The organism is Pseudoduganella umbonata, assembly GCF_014192225.1.
GTDB classification, from domain to species: Bacteria; Pseudomonadota; Gammaproteobacteria; order Burkholderiales; family Burkholderiaceae_D; genus Rugamonas; species Rugamonas umbonata.
In genome coordinates this window covers 15988-34914 of sequence record NZ_JACHXS010000014.1, presented here as the reverse complement: position 1 = coordinate 34914, position 18927 = coordinate 15988, and the positions used below count along the sequence as shown (strand labels likewise).

At 67.8% G+C, this 18927-nt stretch carries 5 protein-coding genes; all 5 read left to right on the top strand.

Features of this window, described 5'->3' with window-relative positions:
* The first annotated feature begins 258 nt into the window (after positions 1 to 258).
* The 5 genes from FHS02_RS27670 to FHS02_RS27650 all read left to right on the top strand — a co-directional run bounded on the left by FHS02_RS27670 (position 259) and on the right by FHS02_RS27650 (position 18839).
* Positions 259 to 9180, top strand: a complete 8922-nt coding sequence (locus FHS02_RS27670; RefSeq protein WP_175424806.1) for a DUF4214 domain-containing protein — start codon at positions 259 to 261, stop codon at positions 9178 to 9180.
* A gap of 368 nt (positions 9181 to 9548) precedes the next feature.
* The gene (locus FHS02_RS27665; RefSeq protein ID WP_137313910.1) at positions 9549 to 11090 is read left to right on the top strand and encodes an efflux RND transporter periplasmic adaptor subunit; all 1542 of its coding nucleotides are present in this window, start codon (positions 9549 to 9551) and stop codon (positions 11088 to 11090) included.
* Entirely contained in the window at positions 11087 to 14197 is a 3111-nt protein-coding gene (locus tag FHS02_RS27660) for an efflux RND transporter permease subunit (RefSeq protein WP_137313909.1), read from the top strand. The genes FHS02_RS27665 and FHS02_RS27660 overlap by 4 nt, the downstream gene beginning before the upstream one ends.
* A complete protein-coding gene (locus tag FHS02_RS27655) occupies positions 14194 to 17451 on the top strand; it encodes an efflux RND transporter permease subunit (RefSeq protein ID WP_137313908.1) in 3258 nt (1085 codons plus the stop codon). Before FHS02_RS27660 ends, FHS02_RS27655 begins: the two co-directional genes overlap by 4 nt.
* An 8-nt stretch (positions 17452 to 17459) precedes the next feature.
* The gene (locus FHS02_RS27650) at positions 17460 to 18839 is read left to right on the top strand and encodes an efflux transporter outer membrane subunit (protein ID WP_229422641.1); all 1380 of its coding nucleotides are present in this window, start codon (positions 17460 to 17462) and stop codon (positions 18837 to 18839) included.
* Positions 18840 to 18927: the final 88 nt, after the last annotated feature.

Below are 18927 nucleotides of genomic sequence, written 5' to 3'. Positions count from 1 at the left end.
GTTCATTGCGGAACTTTTTGCGTCATCCCGGCGTTCCTGATGCAGGCCCTGTAGGGAAGCGCAAGAGACCTTATATCGCCCATGCATGAACGACAACTGTTACGGCGGTGTTTTGCGCCAACAGCAAGAAACGCTTCGTTTCTGTCGTTCCATCGCGACTGCCTTCGCACGTTCTCGGCGATGTTTGACGCAGGGCAAAGGCGCGATATGTCCCACCGGCATCATTTGAATTCCAAAAATTACTGTTGGGAAATCGCGATGAGTACCGTTACGACCCTGTTCGAAGCCGTCCTGGACGGCACGCACCAATATAACCGTCCTCGTCTGCCGTGCGATTTTCCTGGCCAGGACAACGACATCGGCTATTCCAAGATCTGGTATGAGGCCGATATTCTCGCGGTCGACCAGACCAATCAAACCGCACTCTTCAGTTACACGACGCAGATCCTCACGCCGACCGTCAGCGGCGCCTATACGCTCACCGTGGACTCCGCCGTGGACCTGTGGACCGACGCCGGCGTGGGGGATCTGCGCCATGACACGCAGATCTGGCTGTATGACACCACCTTCGATCCGCAGAATCCCCTTGTCAATATCATTGCGGCGAACGAAGACATCGACTTCAAGGATGACAATGGCGATCCGGTGAACTGGTTGTCGCAACTGCCGAACATGGCGCTGGTTGCCGGGCACACCTACGTGCTGGTGGTGACCACGTATTCCGCCGACGCCACCGGTGCAGCGAACTTCAGCGCCATCGGCCCCGGCGAACTGATACTGGGCGAACTTCCGCCGGATGCCACTGCACCGGTTGTGAGTGCGGTCGGCGCGCCGGCAGCGGATACCTACGGCGCTGGAGAACACCTCGACTTCACCGTCACGTTCGATGAAACGGTCATGGTCGACACGAACGGCGGGGTGCCGGCACTGGGCCTCGTCATCGGCGGCCAGGCGGTGCGGGCGGAGTACGCCGGCGGCAGCGGCACCGCCACGCTGACGTTCCGCTACACGCTCGTCAATGGCCTGCAAGATACCGACGGTATTGCGGTCACGGCGCTGGCGCTGCACGGCGGCACGATTCGCGATCTCTCCGACAACGATGCCGACCCCACGCTGCACGCCGTGGACAGCACCTCCGGCGTGCTGGTCGACAGTGTCGCACCCGCGGTCGTTGCCGTCGCGGTACCGGTAGCGGGCACCTATACGGCGGGTGGGCAGCTGCAGTTCACGGTCACGCTCGATGAAGCCGTTACCGTCAATACCGGCGGAGGCACTCCGCGTATCGCGCTGGTCATCGGCAGCCAGACCGTCTATGCAAATTACGTGAGCGGCAGCGGCACCACGGCGCTGGTTTTCCGGCACACCCTGACGGGTGGCAAGTCAGACAGCGACGGCATCACGATTGGCGCCCTGTCGGCCAATGGCGGCACGCTGAAAGATGCCGCCGGCAACGATGCCGCGCTTGCGCTGCAAGGAGTTGCCAGCACTGCGGGCGTGCTGGTCGACAGTACTGAACCCTCCGTTTCCGGCAACATCGGCATTCCTGCGCCAGGCACGTATCGTGCCGGGGAAACGCTGAGCTTTACCGTCACCTTCGACGAGAACTTGACCGTCACGGGTACCGACAGCTCGCTGAGCATGATCATCGGCGGCACGGTGCGCCTTGGCTCGTTTGTTTCGGCGACCGCCAATTCGATCACGTACACGTATACCGTGCAGGCAGGCGACAACGATGCCAACGGCATTGCCATCAGCGCGCTGTCCGCAGGCACCGGCACGATCCGGGACGCGGTCGGCAATGACGCTTCGCTGACGCTGTTCCGGCATGTACCATCGACCGCCAGCATCCTGGTGGATACGCAGGCGCCCGCAGTGACCGGCGTTACCGTACCTTCGAATGGCACGCATACGGCCGGCACGCACCTCAATTTCACAGTGGCGTTCGACGAGGCGGTCACGGTCACCGGTACCGACGGCACGCTGGCCCTGACCATCGGCGGTACGGCGCGCAGCGCGACGTTCCTGTCCAGCAGCGGCAATACGGTGACTTACCGCTACACGGTGCAGGCGGGCGACAACGATGCGGACGGCATCTCTGTCGGCGCGCTGGCCCTGGGCACGAGCACGATCCGCGATGCGGCCGGCAACAACGCCGCGCTGTCGCTGGTCGGAAAAGCGCCATCGACCACCGGCATCATGGTGGACGCGCAGGCGCCGGCAGTGGCCGGCGTTACCGTACCTTCGAATGGCACGCATGCCGCCGGCACGCACCTCGATTTCACGGTGGCCTTCGACGAAGCAGTCACCGTCACCGGTACCGACGGCACGCTGGCCCTGACTATCGGCGGCACGGCCCGCAGCGCGACGTTCCTGTCCAGCAGCGGCAATACGGTGACTTACCGCTACACCGTGCAGGCAGGCGACAACGATGCCGACGGTATCGCTGTCGGCGCGCTGGCACTGGGCACGAGCACGATCCGCGACGCGGCCGACAACGACGCCGCGCTGTCGCTGGCCGGGAACGTGCCATCGACCGCCGGCATCACGGTGGATACCCAGGCGCCAGCCGTGGCCGGCGTGACGGTACCTTCGAACGGTACGCATGCCGCCGGCACGCACCTCGATTTCACCGTGGCGTTCGATGAGGCGGTCACCGTTACCGGCACCGATAACACGCTGTCCCTGACCATCGGCGCCACGGCCCGCAGCGCGACATTCCTGTCCAGCAGCGGCAACACGGTAACTTACCGCTACACGGTGCAGGCCGGCGACAACGATGCGGACGGCATTGCTGTCGGTGCGCTGGCACTGGGCACGAGTACGATCCGCGATGCCGCCGGCAACGACGCCGCGCTGTCGCTGGCCGGGACGGTGCCATCGACAGCCGGCATCACGGTGGATACCCAGGCGCCAGCTGTGGCCGGCGTGACGGTACCTTCGAACGGTACGCATGCCGCCGGCACGCACCTCGATTTCACCGTGGCGTTCGATGAGGCGGTCACCGTTACCGGCACCGATAACACGCTGTCCCTGACCATCGGCGGAACGGCCCGCAGCGCGACATTCCTGTCCAGCAGCGGCAATACGGTGACTTACCGCTATACGGTGCAGGCCGGCGATAACGATGCGGACGGTATCGATGTCGGCGCGCTGGCCTTGGGCACGAGCACGATCCGCGATGCGGCCGGCAACGACGCCACGCTTTCGCTGGCCGGGACCGTGCCATCGACAGCCGGCATCACAGTGGATACCCAGGCGCCAGCTGTGGCCAGCGTGACGGTACCTTCGAATGGCACGCATGCCGCCGGCACGCACCTCGATTTCACCGTGGCGTTCGATGAGGCGGTCACCGTTACCGGCACCGATAACACGCTGGCCCTGACCATAGGCGGGACGGCCCGCAGCGCGACATTCCTGTCCAGCAGCGGCAACACGGTAACTTACCGCTACACGGTGCAGGCCGGCGACAACGATGCGGACGGCATTGCTGTCGGTGCGCTGGCAGTGGGCACGAGCACGATCCGCGATGCGGCCGGCAACGACGCGACCCTCACGCTGACGGGCCAGGTACCCGCCACGGGCAACATCCGGATCGATGCCGATGCTCCCGTCGTGGCCAGCGCCATCGGCGTGCCCGCCGCCGCCACGTACGCGGCCGGCGACACGCTGGTGTTCACGGTGACGTTCGATTCGAATGTCGTCGTGCAGGGCGGCGGCAGCGTGCTTGGCCTGGTGATCGGCGGCTCCGCGCGTGAAGCCACGCTCGTTTCCGCGCCGGGCACGGCAACGCTCACGTATGCCTACACGGTGCAGCCGGGTGACAGCGACGCCGACGGCATCGCCGTCACCGGCATCGCCCTGAATGGCAGCACGATCCGCGACACGGCCGGTAACGATGCGACGCTGGCCCTGGCCGGCCACGTGCCGCCGCTGGTGGGCGTGCTGGTCGATACGCAGGCCCCATCGGTGGCAGGCGTCATCGCTCCGGCGGCCGACACGTACCGTGCCGGCGAGACGCTGGGCTTTACCGTCGCCTTCGATGAGGCTGTCACCGTCAGCGGCGGCGGCAGCACGCTGGGCTTGACGGTGGGCGGCACCGCGCGCAGCGCAACGCTGTTCTCCAGCAGCGGCAATACGCTGACGTACCTCTATACGGTGCAGGCGGGCGACAACGATGCGGACGGCATCGCCATCACCGGTCTGTCCCTGAACGGCACAACAATCCGCGATGCGGCGGGCAACGATGCCGTGCTGTCGCTGGCCGGGCACCTGCCGTCGACCGCGGGCATCCTGGTCGACACGCAGGCGCCGTCGGTGACGGTCGTCACGGCGCCGCCGGGCGGCCTGTACGGGGTAGGTGCGTCCCTCGATTTCACTGTTGCCTTCGACGAGGCTGTCAATGTCAGCGGCGGCGGCAGCACGCTGGGCCTGACGATCGGCGGCACCGCACGCAACGCGACCTTGATGTCGAGCGGCGGCAATATGCTGACGTACCGCTACACGGTGCAGGCAGGCGACAGCGATGCGGACGGCATCGCCATCACCGGCCTGTCCCTGAACGGCACCACGATCCGCGACGCGGCCGGCAACGATGCCGCGCTGTCGCTCGCCGGGCACGTGCCGTCGCTGGGCGGCGTACTGGTCGATACGACGGTACCCGGTCCTGGCGATACGCAGGCCCCGTCGGTGGCAGGCGTCATCGCTCCGGCGGCCGACACATACCGTGCCGGCGAGACGCTGGGCTTTACCGTCGCCTTCGACGAGGCTGTCAATGTCAGTGGCGGCGGCAGCACGCTGGGCTTGACGGTGGGTGGTACCGCACGCAGCGCAACGCTGTTCGCCAGCAGCGGCAACACGCTGACGTACCTGTACACGGTGCAGGCGGGCGACAACGATGCGGACGGCATCGCCATCACCGGCCTGTCCCTGAACGGCACCACGATCCGCGATGCGGCCGGCAACGATGCCGCACTGTCGCTGGCCGGACACCTGCCGTCGACCGCGGGCATCCTGGTCGACACGCAGGCGCCGTCGGTGACGGTCGTCACGGCGCCGCCGGGCGGCCTGTACGGGGTAGGTGCGTCCCTCGATTTCACTATTGCCTTCAACGAGGCGCTCAGTGTCAGCGGCGGCGGCAGCACGCTGGGCCTGACGATCGGCGGCACCGCACGCAACGCGACCTTGATGTCGAGCGGCGGCAATACGCTGACGTACCGCTACACGGTGCAGGCAGGCGACAGCGACGCGGACGGCATCGCCATCACCGGCCTGTCCCTGAACGGCAGCACGATCCGCGACGCGGTCGGCAACGATGCCGCGCTGTCGCTCGCCGGGCACGTGCCATCGCTTGGGGGTGTGCTGGTCGATACGACGGTACCCGGTCCTGGCGATACGCAGGCCCCGTCGGTGGCAAGCGTCATCGCTCCGGTTGCCGACACGTACCGTGCCGGCGAGACGCTAAGCTTTACCGTCGCCTTCGACGAGGCTGTCAATGTCAGCGGCGGCGGCAGCACGCTGGGCTTGACGGTGGGCGGTACCGCACGCAGCGCAACGCTGTTCTCCAGCAGCGGCAATACGCTGACTTACCTCTATACGGTGCAAGCGGGTGACAACGATGCGGACGGCATCGCCATCACTGGCCTGTCCCTGAACGGCACAACAATCCGCGATGCGGCGGGCAACGATGCCGTACTGTCGCTGGCCGGGCACCTGCCGTCGACCGCGGGCATCCTGGTCGATACGCAGGCGCCGTCGGTGGCGATCGTCACGGCGCCGCCGGGCGGCCTGTACGGGGTAGGTGCGTCCCTCGATTTCACTGTTGCCTTCGACGAGGCGCTCAGTGTCAGCGGCGGCGGTAGCACGCTGGGCCTGACGATCGGCGGCACCGCACGCAACGCGACCTTGATGTCGAGCGGCGGCAATATGCTGACGTACCGCTACACGGTGCAGCCGGGAGACAGCGACGCGGATGGCATCGCCATCACGGGTCTGTCCCTGAACGGCAGCACGCTCCGCGACGCGGCCGGCAACGATGCCGCGCTGTCGCTCGCCGGGCACGTGCCATCGCTGGGCGGCGTGCTGGTCGATACGACGGTACCCGGTCCTGGCGATACGCAGGCCCCATCGGTGGCAAGCGTCATCGCTCCCGCGGCCGACACATACCGTGCCGGCGAGACGCTGGGCTTTACCGTCGCCTTCGACGAGGCTGTCAATGTCAGCGGCGGCGGCAGCACGCTGGGCTTGACGGTAGGCGGCACTGCGCGCAGCGCAACGCTGGTGTCCAGCAGCGGCAATACGCTGACGTACCTGTACACGGTGCAGGCGGGCGACAACGATGCGGACGGCATCGCCATCACCGGCCTGTCCCTGAACGGCACAACAATCCGCGATGCGGCGGGCAACGATGCCGTGCTGTCGCTGGCCGGGCACCTGCCGTCGACCGCGGGCATCCTGGTCGACACGCAGGCGCCGTCGGTGACGGTCGTCACGGCGCCGCCGGGCGGCAATTACGGGGTCGGCGCACACCTCGATTTCACTATTGCCTTCGACGAGGCGCTCAGTGTCAGCGGCGGCGGCAGCACGCTGGGCCTGACGATCGGCGGCACCGCACGCAACGCGACCTTGATGTCGAGCGGCGGCAATATGCTGACGTACCGCTACACGGTGCAGGCGGGAGACAGCGACGCGGATGGCATCGCCATCACGGGTCTGTCCCTGAACGGCACCACGCTCCGCGACACGGCCGGCAACGACGCCGCGCTGTCGCTCGCCGGGCACGTGCCATCGCTGGGCGGCGTGCTGGTCGATACGACGGTACCCGGTCCTGGCGATACGCAGGCCCCATCGGTGGCCGCCGTGGGGGCGCCGGCGAACGGTACATACGCCGTCGGCGGGCAGATGGAGTTCACGGTGACGTTCGATGAAGCGGTAATCGTCAGTGGCGGCGGCAGCACGCTGGGCCTGACGGTGGGCGGTACTGCGCGCAGCGCAACGCTGGTGTCCAGCAGCGGCAATACGCTGACGTACCGCTACACGGTGCAGGCGGGCGACAGCGACGCGGACGGCATCGCCATCACCGGCCTGTCCCTGAACGGCAGCACGATTCGCGATGCGGCCGGCAACGACGCGACGCTGGCCATTGCCGGCCGCGTGCCGCCGCTGGGCGGCGTGCTGGTCGACGGCAGCGTACCCGATACCAGTGCCCCGGTATTCACGGGCGCCACCGTCAACGGCCGCACGCTGGTACTGTCGTACGACGAGGCCGGCCAGCTCGACGCGGCACATGGTCCGGCAGCCGGTGCGTTCACGGTGATGGCGGCCGGCAGGGCCGTGGCCGTTTCGGCGGTGGTCGTCGACGCCGCTGCCGGCACGGTCACGCTGACCCTTGCCAGCGCGGTGCAGCATGACCAGCCGGTGACGGTTGGCTACGAAGACCCGACCGGCGGCAACGATGCCGCCGCGATCCAGGATACGGCCGGCAACGATGCCGCGCTGCTGGCGGCAACGCCGGTCCTGAACACCACGCCGCCGGTCCTGAACCCTCCGCCGGTCGATCCGCCGCCATCGGGCGGCGACACGATCGATGGCGTAGTGGTCCGGGTCGTCACCGTCACCAACGGCGACGGATCGGTGTCGCAGGTCGTGACGATCCCGGTCGTGATGCCGACGCGCGTCGAGCAGGTGGGCGACAGGGACATGGCCGACATCCCGCTGGTGAAGGACGCGGCCGGCACCAGCCTGCTGACCGCGCAGCTGCCGCTGGGCTTCGGCCTGGAGGCCAGCGGCGCGGCGCGGCCGGCATCGGCGGCGGCATCGGTGGCGGATCTGGTCAGCGAAATCCGCGCGCACACCGTGGACGGTTCGGCCGACCAGGCGCGACTGACCGGGGCCGGCAGCAACTACGTCGGCACCCTGGAGGATGCGACACCGCTGCTGGTGCAAACCCTCGTGCCGACCGCCGCGGCAAATGCCGCTCCGGGAACGCTGGTGATTTCCGGCGCGGCCGCCGCCGCGGGACACGTGCCGACGGCCCTGGTCATCGATGCCTGTGGCTTGCCGGCCGGTTCCAGCGTTGCATTGCACGACGTGGAATTCGCGGTGGTGATGGGTGCCGCGTGGATCGTCAGCGACGCCGGAGCCCAGGTCGTCTGGGGGGACAGTGCCGCGCAGGCAATCATGCTGGGTGCGGGCGACGACGTCGTGCATGGCGGTGCCGGCAACGATATCGTCGGCGGCGCCGCCGGCAAGGACATCGTGTCCGGCGACGAGGGCGACGATCTCGTCTTCGGCGGCCAGGACAACGACACGATCGACGGCGGCAGCGGCAACGATATCGTGCAACTGGCGGGCAACGGCCGGGCCGACTACATCGTGCGCGTGGTTGACGGAGAGCTCGTGATGACGCACAGCGGCGGCGGCAGCGATGGCACCGACATCGTCGGCAACGTGGAAACGCTGCGCTTTACCGGTGCGGACATGTCGGTTGCCGGTACGGCGGCGCGCGTGGTCGAAGCACTGACCGGCGCGCAGGCCAGCGTGGCCACCGTGGACACGATGGAGCGCATGGTGGAGCAGGGCGCCAGCCTGTCGCAGGTCGCGCAGGCGCTGTACGGGCAAGCCGGCGCCAACGCCGCACTGGACGATGCCGCATTCGTCAGCCGGCTGTACCGGAATGCACTCGACCGGGAGGCCGACAGCGACGGCATGGCGTTCTGGCTCGGCCATCTGGCGCGCGGCGTGACGCGGGCAGACGTGGCGCTGGGCTTCGCCAGTTCCGCGGAAAAGCTGGAAATGCCCGCCGAGGTGGAATTCAGGGCCACCGACGTGGCGGCGATCGTGCGGCTGTACAGTGTATTGTTCGACCGGGCGCCGGAGGAAGCGGGCCTGAACTACTGGATCGGCGCGCATGAAGCGGGCATGTCGATCATGGCGATCGCCGATGCCTTCGTGGCCAGCAGGGAAAGCGCTGCCCTGCATGGCGCGTCGAGCGACCTGGCATTCACCGAAGCGTTGTACCTGGGCGGCATGCATCGCGACGCGGCGCCGGACGAGGTGCGCTTCTGGACCGAGCTGATGGCGAACGGCCAGGTCGACCGGGGCGACATGCTGCTGGCCTTCGCCGATTCGCCGGAAAAGGTTGCGCTGATGGGAGTCATGTCGACCAGCTTCGAGGTGCTGTAACCCGCCCGGCACAGGAAGTGGTGCGCCGGGGCGATCACTGCGGCGCGGAAGGAAACGCGGCGCGCCCGGACCAGGTCCCGGCGCGCCGCCGCTTTTTTTGCTTCCTGCCCGGGGCCGTGCCGCACGGAGATTTGTAGCCAGTTTGTAACTGCCGCCGGTCCGGGCCCCGCCGCGCGGCCGGCACCGCGCAAGCCCTGCCAGTTCAGCCTTTCCGCCGGCACGCGTGCGGCTGCGGTCCGGTACATCTTCCCTTATCCCATCGTTTCAGCGTGTAAATGTACGCAAACCGAAACAAGCCGCAGAATTCGCTGTGATAGAGTCGATTTGATAAGCATAGTTACTCTACTGAACAGCCACAAGGATCAGCGATGACCTCGCCAGCAGCGCTCACGAACTCCCCGAACAAACCCCGCCGCCGTACCCGCATCCTCGGAACCATCATTGCCATTCTCGCCATTGTCGCCATGGGCTGGCTGGCGTGGTATCTGACGCACCGGCCCGCCGAGGGCGGGCCAGGCGGGCCAGGCATGGGTGGTCCGGGCGGGCCTGGCGGCCCGGGTGGTCCGGGCGGGCCGGGCGGCCGCCGCGGTGGCATGGCGACTACCGTCGGCGTCGCAACGGCCGAGCAGGCCAACCTGCCCGTCACGCTCGACGCGCTCGGCACGGTGACGGCCGCCGCGACCACCACGGTGCGGCCGCAAGTCTCGGGCATCCTGCAAAAAGTGCTGTTCAAGGAAGGCCAGCTGGTGAAGGCGGGCCAGGTGCTGGCGCAGATCGACCCGCGCCAGTTCGAAATGGCGCTGCTGCAGGCCACCGGCCAGCGCCAGCGCGACGAGGCGCAGCTGGAAAACGCGCGCCTGACGCTGGAGCGCTACCGCACGCTGCTGGCGCAGGATTCGATCGCCCGGCAGGACGTCGACACCCAGGCCGCCCTGGTGAAACAGCTGGAGGGCACGGTGATGACGGACCGCGCCGCCGAAGGCACGGCAAAGCTCAATCTCGGCTACACGAAGGTGGTGGCGCCCATCACCGGACGGGTGGGCCTGCGCGTGGTCGACGTCGGCAACCTGGTGTCGAGCGGCGACACCAGCGGCATCGCCGTGATCACGCAGCAGTCGCCGATCGACGTGGAATTCGCCGTGCCGCAGGACCGCGTGCCGGACATCATGAGCCGCGCCTCCACCGGCGCCACGCTGGTCGCCCAGGCGTATGATCGCACCCGCACCGAAGTGCTGGCCAGCGGCCGCTTCGCCGCGCTGGACAACCAGGTCGATACATCCACCGGCACGGTGATGGCCAAGGCCCGCTTCGACAACGACAGGATGACCCTGTTCCCCAGCCAGTTCGTCAACGTGCGGCTGGAAATGCGCACGATCGCCAATGCCGTGCTGGTGCCGGTGACGGCGCTGCGCCATGGCACCGACGGTGACTATGTGTGGGTGCTGAAGAGCGACCGCACGGTGACGATGCGTCCGGTAAAGCGCGGCCAGGCCACGGTCGACAAGGTGCAGGTCGTCTCCGGCCTGCAGGTCGGCGAGAAGGTCATCACCGAAGGCGCGGACCGGCTGAAGGAAAGCGCGAACGTGACGCTGCCGGGGGATAAGCCGGGACAGCAGCATGGGGGACAGCGGCGCGCGGGCGGCCAGCCGGGAGCGGCCGGGAGCGGCGCCGCCGGCCAGGCAGGCACGCGCCCGGCCGGCACGCCGGACGTGGCGCCGGGCGCGGTGGGCAGCGATGCGGCGAAGATGACGGGCCGCCGCGCCACGCAGGGCGAGGCGCCCGAGCGTTCGATGCCGGAAGAGGGCGGCCGCAGTGCGCCGAGCGCCGCGGACGGCAGCAATACCGCGGCCGGCGTGAGCGGTGGCCAACGCCCTGCTGAACGCCGCGAACAGCCGGCGGCCGCACGATGAGTCCATCGGCACCATTCATCCGCCGGCCGGTGGCGACATCGCTGCTGATGCTGGCGATCATGCTGGCCGGCCTGGTGGGTTTCAAGTTCCTGCCCCTGTCGGCGCTGCCGCAGGTCGATTTCCCCACCATCCAGGTGCAGACGCTGTACCCGGGTGCCAGTCCGGAAGTGATGGCGCAGACCGTGACGGCACCGCTGGAACGCCAGTTCGGCCAGATGTCCGGCCTGCAGCGCATGAGTTCGAACAGCGCGGCCGGCGTGTCGATCATTACCCTGCAGTTCGGCCTGGGCCAGACGCTCGACGTGGCCGAGCAGGAAGTGCAGGCGGCCATCAACGCGGGCAGCTCGCTGCTGCCCACCGACCTGCCGGCGCCGCCGGTGTACGCCAAGGTCAACCCGGCCGATGCGCCGGTGCTGACCCTGGCCATCACGTCGGACACGATGCCGCTGACGGAAGTGCAGAATATCGTCAATACCCGCCTGGCCCTGAAGATCAGCCAGGTGTCGGGCGTGGGCCTGGTCAGCCTGTCCGGCGGCCAGCGCCCCGCGGTGCGCATCCAGGCCGATACACTGGCGCTGGCCAGCTACGGACTCGGCCTCGACACGCTGCGCACGGCGATCGGCAATGCCAATTCGAACAGCGCCAAGGGGTCGTTCGACGGCCCCACGCGCGCGTTCACGATCAACGCCAACGACCAGCTGCTGACCGCCAACGACTATAAAAGCCTGATCGTCGCCTACAAGAACGGCGCGCCGGTGCGGCTGGCCGACGTGGCGCGGGTCGTCGACTCGGCCGAGAACATCAAGCTCGGTGCGTGGGCCAACATGAAACCGGCGATCATCCTGAACGTGCAGCGCCAGCCCGGCGCCAACGTGATCGCCACCGTGGATGCGATCAAGCAGCGCCTGCCCGAACTGCAGGCCGGGCTGCCGAGCGCGCTGCGGGTGGACGTGCTGTCCGACCGCACCACCGGCATCCGCGGTTCGGTGCACCACGTGCAGCTGGAACTGCTGCTGGCCGTCATCCTGGTGGTGCTGGTGATCTTCCTGTTCCTGCACAGCGTGCGCGCGACGGTGATCGCCAGCCTGGCGGTGCCGATCTCGCTGATCGGCACGTGCGGCGTGATGTACCTGATGGGCTACAGCCTGAACAACCTGTCGCTGATGGCGCTGACGATCGCCACCGGCTTCGTGGTCGACGATGCGATCGTCATGATCGAAAATATCGCCCGCTACATCGAGGAAGGCGAAACGCCGATGGCCGCCGCGCTGAAGGGCGCCAAGCAGATCGGCTTCACCATCATCTCGCTGACGGTATCGCTGATCGCCGTGCTGATCCCGCTGCTGTTCATGGGCGACGTGGTGGGGCGCCTGTTTCGCGAGTTCGCCGTCACGCTGTCGATCACCATCCTGATCTCGGCCGTGGTGTCGCTGACGCTGGTGCCGATGATGTCGGCGCGCTGGCTCACGTCGCACAAGAACGACGATCCGAAAAGCTTCGGCGCCCGCGTGCAGCATTTCTTCGACTGGGTGATCCACCATTACGACCGCTCGCTGCAGTGGGTGCTACTGCGCCAGGGCCTGACCATGCTGGTGGCGCTGGGCACGCTGGTCCTGACGGCCGTGCTGTACGTGCTGATTCCCAAGGGCCTGTTCCCCACGCAGGACACGGGCCAGCTGCAGGCGCGCATCGAGACGGCGCAGGCGGTGTCGTACAGCCGCATGGCCGAGTTGCAGCGCCAGGCCGCCGCGGCGATCCTGCAGGATCCGGAGGTGCAGTCGCTCAGCTCCATCGTCGGCGTGGACGCCGCCAACAACACCATGCTGCACACGGGCCGCATGCTGATCAACCTGAAAGAGGGCCGCGGCGACCAGGCCGACCTGATGAACCGGCTGCGCGAGCGTGTCTCCGAAGTGGCCGGCGTGCGTATCTACCTGCAGCCGACGCAGGACCTGACGATCGATGCCGAGAGCGGTCCGACGCAGTTCCGCGTCTCGATCGAAGGGGCCGACACGGCCACCGTGACCGAATGGGCCAACAAGCTGGCCGTGCAGATGGCGAAAAAGGAACAGTTGCGCAACGTGGTATCCGATGCCGGCGCTACCGGTGCCGCGGCCTACATCAACATCGACCGCGACACCGCGTCGCGGCTGTCGATCACCGCGTCGGCCATCGACGACGCGCTGTACAGCGCCTTCGGCCAGCGCATCGTGTCGACCATCTTCACGGAAACCAACCAGTATCGCGTGATCCTCGAAGCGGCGCCGGGCATGCTGTCGACGCCGCAATCGCTGGGCGACCTGCAGATCCGTACCGGCGGCGGCAAGCCCACGCCGCTGTCGGCCGTGGCGACGATCACCGAGCAGCCGGCGCCGCTGCAGATCACGCACGTGGCGCAGTATCCGGCCACCACGCTGGGCTTCGACACCGCCGATGGCGTGTCGCTGGGCCGCGCCGTGGAAGCGATCCGCGAGGCCGCCGCCGATATCGGCCTGCCCGGCTCGGTGACGATGACGTTCCTCGGCGCAGCCGGTGCGTACCAGGCGTCGCTGACCAACCAGCTGTGGCTGATCCTGGCCGCCGTGGTCTGCGTGTACATCGTGCTGGGCGTGCTGTACGAAAGCTATATCCACCCGCTGACGATCCTGTCGACGCTGCCGTCGGCCGGCGTGGGCGCGCTGCTGGCGCTGATGGTGTCCGGCCAGGACCTGGGCGTGATCGGCATTATCGGCATCATCCTGCTGATCGGCATCGTCAAGAAGAATGCGATCATGATGATCGACTTCGCGATCGAGGCCGAACGGGATGACGGCCGCAGCCCGCGCGAGGCAATCCACCAGGCCGCGCTGCTGCGCTTCCGCCCGATCCTGATGACGACGCTGGCCGCGCTGTTCGCCGCCGTGCCGCTGATGTTCGGCTGGGGCGAGGGCGCCGAGCTGCGCCGGCCGCTGGGCCTGGCCATCTTCGGCGGCCTGCTGCTGAGCCAGTTGCTGACGCTGTACACCACGCCGGTGATCTATCTGGCTTTCGATCGCCTTGGCCAGCGCTTCGGCAGGAAGCCCGGCTTGTCCGCGGGCGACCAGAATCCTGGCGGAGCGGCATCGTGAACCTGTCCGAACCGTTCGTCCGGCGCCCGATCGCCACCGTCCTGCTGACGATCGGCCTGGCGCTGGCCGGCATTGCCGCGTTCTTCGTGCTGCCGGTTTCGCCGCTGCCGCAGGTCGATTTCCCGGCCATTTCCGTGTCGGCCAACCTGCCGGGCGCCAGCCCGGACACGATGGCCAGCAGCGTGGCCACGCCGCTCGAACGCAGGCTGGGCGTGATCGCCGGTGTCAACGAGATGACCTCGAACTCGTCATCCGGGTCGACCCGCATCAACCTGCAGTTCGACCTGAACCGCAAGATCGATGCGGCCGCCCGCGAAGTGCAGGCGGCCATCAATGCCTCGCGCGCCGACCTGCCGGCCACGCTGAAGAGCAACCCGACCTACCGCAAGATGAATCCTTCGGATTCGCCCGTGATCATCCTGGCGCTGACGTCGCCGACGCGCCGGCCGGGGCAGATCTACGAGGCCGTGTCGAACATCGTGCAGCAGAAGCTGGCGCAGGTGAAGGGCGTGGGCGACGTGGAGATCGGCGGCGGTTCGCTGCCTGCGGTGCGCATCGAACTGCTGCCGTTCGCGCTGAACCAGTACGGCGTGTCGACTGAGGACGTGCGTGCGGCGATCCAGGCCACCAACGCGAACCGGCCGCGCGGCGCCATCGAAAGCGAAGGCCGGCGGCTGCAGATCTATTCGGCGCCCGGCACCGAAACGGGCGGGCGCACCGCAGCGGACTACCGCGACCTGGTGGTCGCATGGCGCAACAACGCGGCGATCCGCCTGCGCGACGTGGCCACCGTCGAGGATGGCCCGGAAAACAAGAATACCCTCGGCCTGTTCAACGGTAAGCCGGCCGTGATCGTGCTGATCACCCGCCAGCCGGGCGCCAACATCATCGAGACGGTGGACAGCGTGCGCGCGCTGCTGCCGCAACTGCGCGCCCAGCTGCCGCAGGACATCACCGTATCCGTCGCATCGGACAGTACCACCTCGATCCGTTCGTCGCTGCACGAAGTCGAGTTCACGCTGATCCTGTCCGTGGTGCTGGTGGTGCTCGTGGTCAGCGCCTTCCTGCGCAGCGTGCGTGCCACCATCATCCCCGCCATCGCCACGGTGGTGTCCCTGCTGGGCACCTTCGGCGTGATGTACATGCTGGGCTTCTCGCTGAACAACCTGTCGCTGATGGCGCTGACGGTGGCCACCGGCTTCGTCGTCGACGATGCGATCGTGGTGCTGGAGAATACCGCGCGCCACGTCGAGAACGGCATGGACCGGTTCAAGGCGGCGCTGGTCGGCGCGCGCGAGGTCGGCTTCACCGTGCTGTCGATCAGCCTGTCGCTGGTGGCGGTCTTCATTCCGCTGCTCTTCATGGGCGGGCAGGTCGGCCGGCTGTTCCGCGAATTCGCCGTGACGCTGTCGGCCGCCGTGATGATCTCGCTGGTGATCTCGCTGACGACGACGCCGATGATGTGCGCATGGCTGCTGAAGGCCGAGAAGGACCGCAAGCCGCCGGGCCGCGTCTCGCGCGCGTTCGAAGCCGCTTTCAGCTGGATGCAGCGCGTCTATGCGCACGCGCTGGACTGGGCGCTGCACAGCGTGTGGCTGGTGATGCTGATCCTGGCCTTCGTGGTGGCGCTGAACGTGTACCTGTTCGCGGCCGCGCCGAAGGGCTTCTTCCCGCGGCAGGACACGGGGCAGGTCAACGGCGGCATCCGCGCCGACCAGAGCATCTCGTTCCAGGCGATGCAGCAGAAGCTGCGGCAACTGGTGGAGATCATCCGCAAGGATCCGGCCGTCGATACCGTGGTGGGCTTCACCGGCGGGTCGCGTGCCGGCGGCGGCTTCATGTTCGTCAACCTGAAGCCGGCCGGCGAGCGCGACGTGGCGGGGCAGGCCGTGATCGACCGGCTGCGCCCGCAGCTGGCGAAAGTGACCGGCGTGCAGCTGTTCCTGAACCCCGTGCAGGACCTGCGCATGGGCGGGCGTTCCAGCAATTCCACCTACCAGTACACGCTGAAGAGCGATAACCGGGCAGACCTGAAGAACTGGGCGACGAAACTGGCCGACGCGATGAAGAACCAGCCGGAAATGACGGATGTCGATACCGACCAGCAGGATAACGGCGTCGAGACCTTCGTCACGATCGACAAGGAAACCACGGCGCGTTTCGGCATGAGCGTGCGCGACGTGACCAATTCGCTGTACAACGCGTTCGGCCAGCGGCAGGTGGCCACCATCTACGATGAGCTGAACCAGTACAAGGTGGTGATGGAAGTGGCGCCCGAGTACGCGCAAAGTCCCGAGGCGCTGCGCGACGTATACGTGCCGGCCAGGGCCGCGGAGACGGTGGAGACTGGCACCGGCACCGGCACCGGCACCGACACTTCCGCGACTTCCGGCGGCACCAACGCATCGGCCAATAACGCGCAGGGCCAGCGCGATACGTCGACCGGTTCGGCATTGTCGACCGCGCGCTCGGCGATGGTGCCGCTGTCCGGCATCGCCTCGTTCGCCGAAAGCGCGACGCCCACTTCCGTCAACCACCAGGATGGCGAACTGGCGACGACGATCTCGTTCAACCTGGCCGACGGCTTCACGCTGAGCCAGGCGCAGGAAGCGGTGAAGCAGGCCGAGGCCGAGATCGCGATGCCGAACAATGTGCGCGGCAGCTTCGAGGGCCAGGCGAAACAGGCGGAGGAATCGAACAACCAGCAGCCATTGCTGATCCTGGCCGCCATCATCGTCATCTACATCGTGCTGGGCATCCTGTACGAAAGCCTTGTGCACCCGATCACGGTGCTGTCCACGCTGCCGTCGGCCGGCGTGGGCGCCGTGCTGGCATTGCTGCTGTTCCGCATGGAGTTTTCCATCATCGCGCTGATCGGCGTGTTCCTGCTGATCGGCATCGTCAAGAAGAACGCGATCCTGATCATCGACTTCGCGCTGGAAGCGGAGCGGGCGCGCGGCATCCCGGCCATCGAGGCGGTGCGCGAGGCCTGCCTGCTGCGCTTCCGCCCGATCCTGATGACGACGCTGGCCGCGGCGCTGGGCGCACTGCCGCTGGCGATCGGTTTCGGCGAGGGCTCCGAGCTGCGCCAGCCGCTGGGCATCGCCATCATCGGCGGCCTGATCGCCAGCCAGTTGCTGACGCTGCTGACGACGCCGGTCGTCTATATCCTGCTCGACAAGCTGCGCACGCGCAATCCCGAAGAACGCAACCTGAGCCGCGCCGCTGGCGGCGACGAGCCTTTGACAACATGAAGACACCCATGATTTTTCGCCTGACCGCCATTTCCCTCGCCGCCGTGCTGTGCGGTTGCGCCGTCGGCCCGAAGTACGAGGTGCCGGCCGCCGCGGCGCCGGCCACGTTCAAGGAAGCCGAGGGCTGGACGCCGGCGGCGCCTGCCGATGCGCTGGAGCGCGGTCCGTGGTGGATGCTGTTCGGCGACCCGGTGCTGAACGAACTGGCCGCGTCGGTCGAGGTGAACAACCAGAACGTGGCGCTGGCCGCCGCGCAGTACGCGCAGGCACGCGCCGTCGTTGCCGAGCAGCGCGCGTCGCTGTTCCCCAGCGTGGCGCTGAACGGATCGGGCTCGCGTTCCGGTGGCGGCGGGGCGTCGCAGGCATCGAACAACTACCGTGTGGACATCGGCGGCAGCTGGGAGCCGGATATCTGGGGCAGCCTGCGCGCCGGCGTGACGGGTGCGCAGGCCAGCGCCCAGGCCAGCGCCGCCGATCTCGCCGCGGCGCGGCTGTCCGCCCAGGGCGAGCTGGTGGCCAACTACATCGGCCTGCGCCAGGCCGACGTGGAAAAACAGATCCTCGAGACGACGATCGCCGGTTACGAGCGCGTGCTGCAGATTACGCAGAACCGGGTGAACGCCGGCGTGACGGCACGCTCCGACCTGCTGCAGGCGCAGACGCAGCTGTTCAACGCGCGTGCCGACCTGCTGACGGTGGTTCGCCAGCGCGCCGTGTACGAGCATGCGATCGCCGTCCTGCTGGGTAAGGCGCCGGCTGAATTCGCACTGGCGCCGGCGTCGTGGCGCATCGCCGTGCCGGAGGTGCCGCTGGGCGTGCCGTCGACCCTGCTGCAGCGCCGGCCGGACATTGCCGCCGCCGAGCGCGATGTGGCCGCCGCGAATGAAAACATCGGCATCGCCCGCGCGGCATACTTCCCGTCGCTGAACCTGTCGGCTTCTTATGGTTATGGCAACAGCCAGGTGGGCGGCCTGTTCAGCGCATCGAACAGCCTGTGGTCGCTCGGCCTGTCGGCCGCGCAGACGATCTTCGACGCCGGCGCCATCGCCGCCCGTGTCGAGCAGACCAAAGCCGCGCGCGACGCCGCCATCGCCCGCTACCGGCAGACGGTGCTCGACGCGTTCGCCGACGTGGAAGACCAGCTGGCCGCTACCCGCGCACTGGCGCAGCAGCAGGAACTGCGGCGCCAGGCCTCGGAGGCCGCCGACCAGGTCGAGCAGCAGATGGAGAACCGCTATCGCGCCGGGCAGGTGAATTACACCGAAGTGGTCAGCGCGCAGGTTACCGCGCTGTCGGCCCGGCGCGCGCTGATCCAGGCGCAGGCCGACCGGCAGACCACCGCGGTCGCGTTAATACAGTCATTGGGAGGTGGCTGGCACGTGCCATGATGGTCCGGTGCAGGCGAAAACCGGTGTCCGACACCCTGCGGGTGTCCGACACCAGCGCGGGCCGACGCCGCTGGTGTCGGACATTATT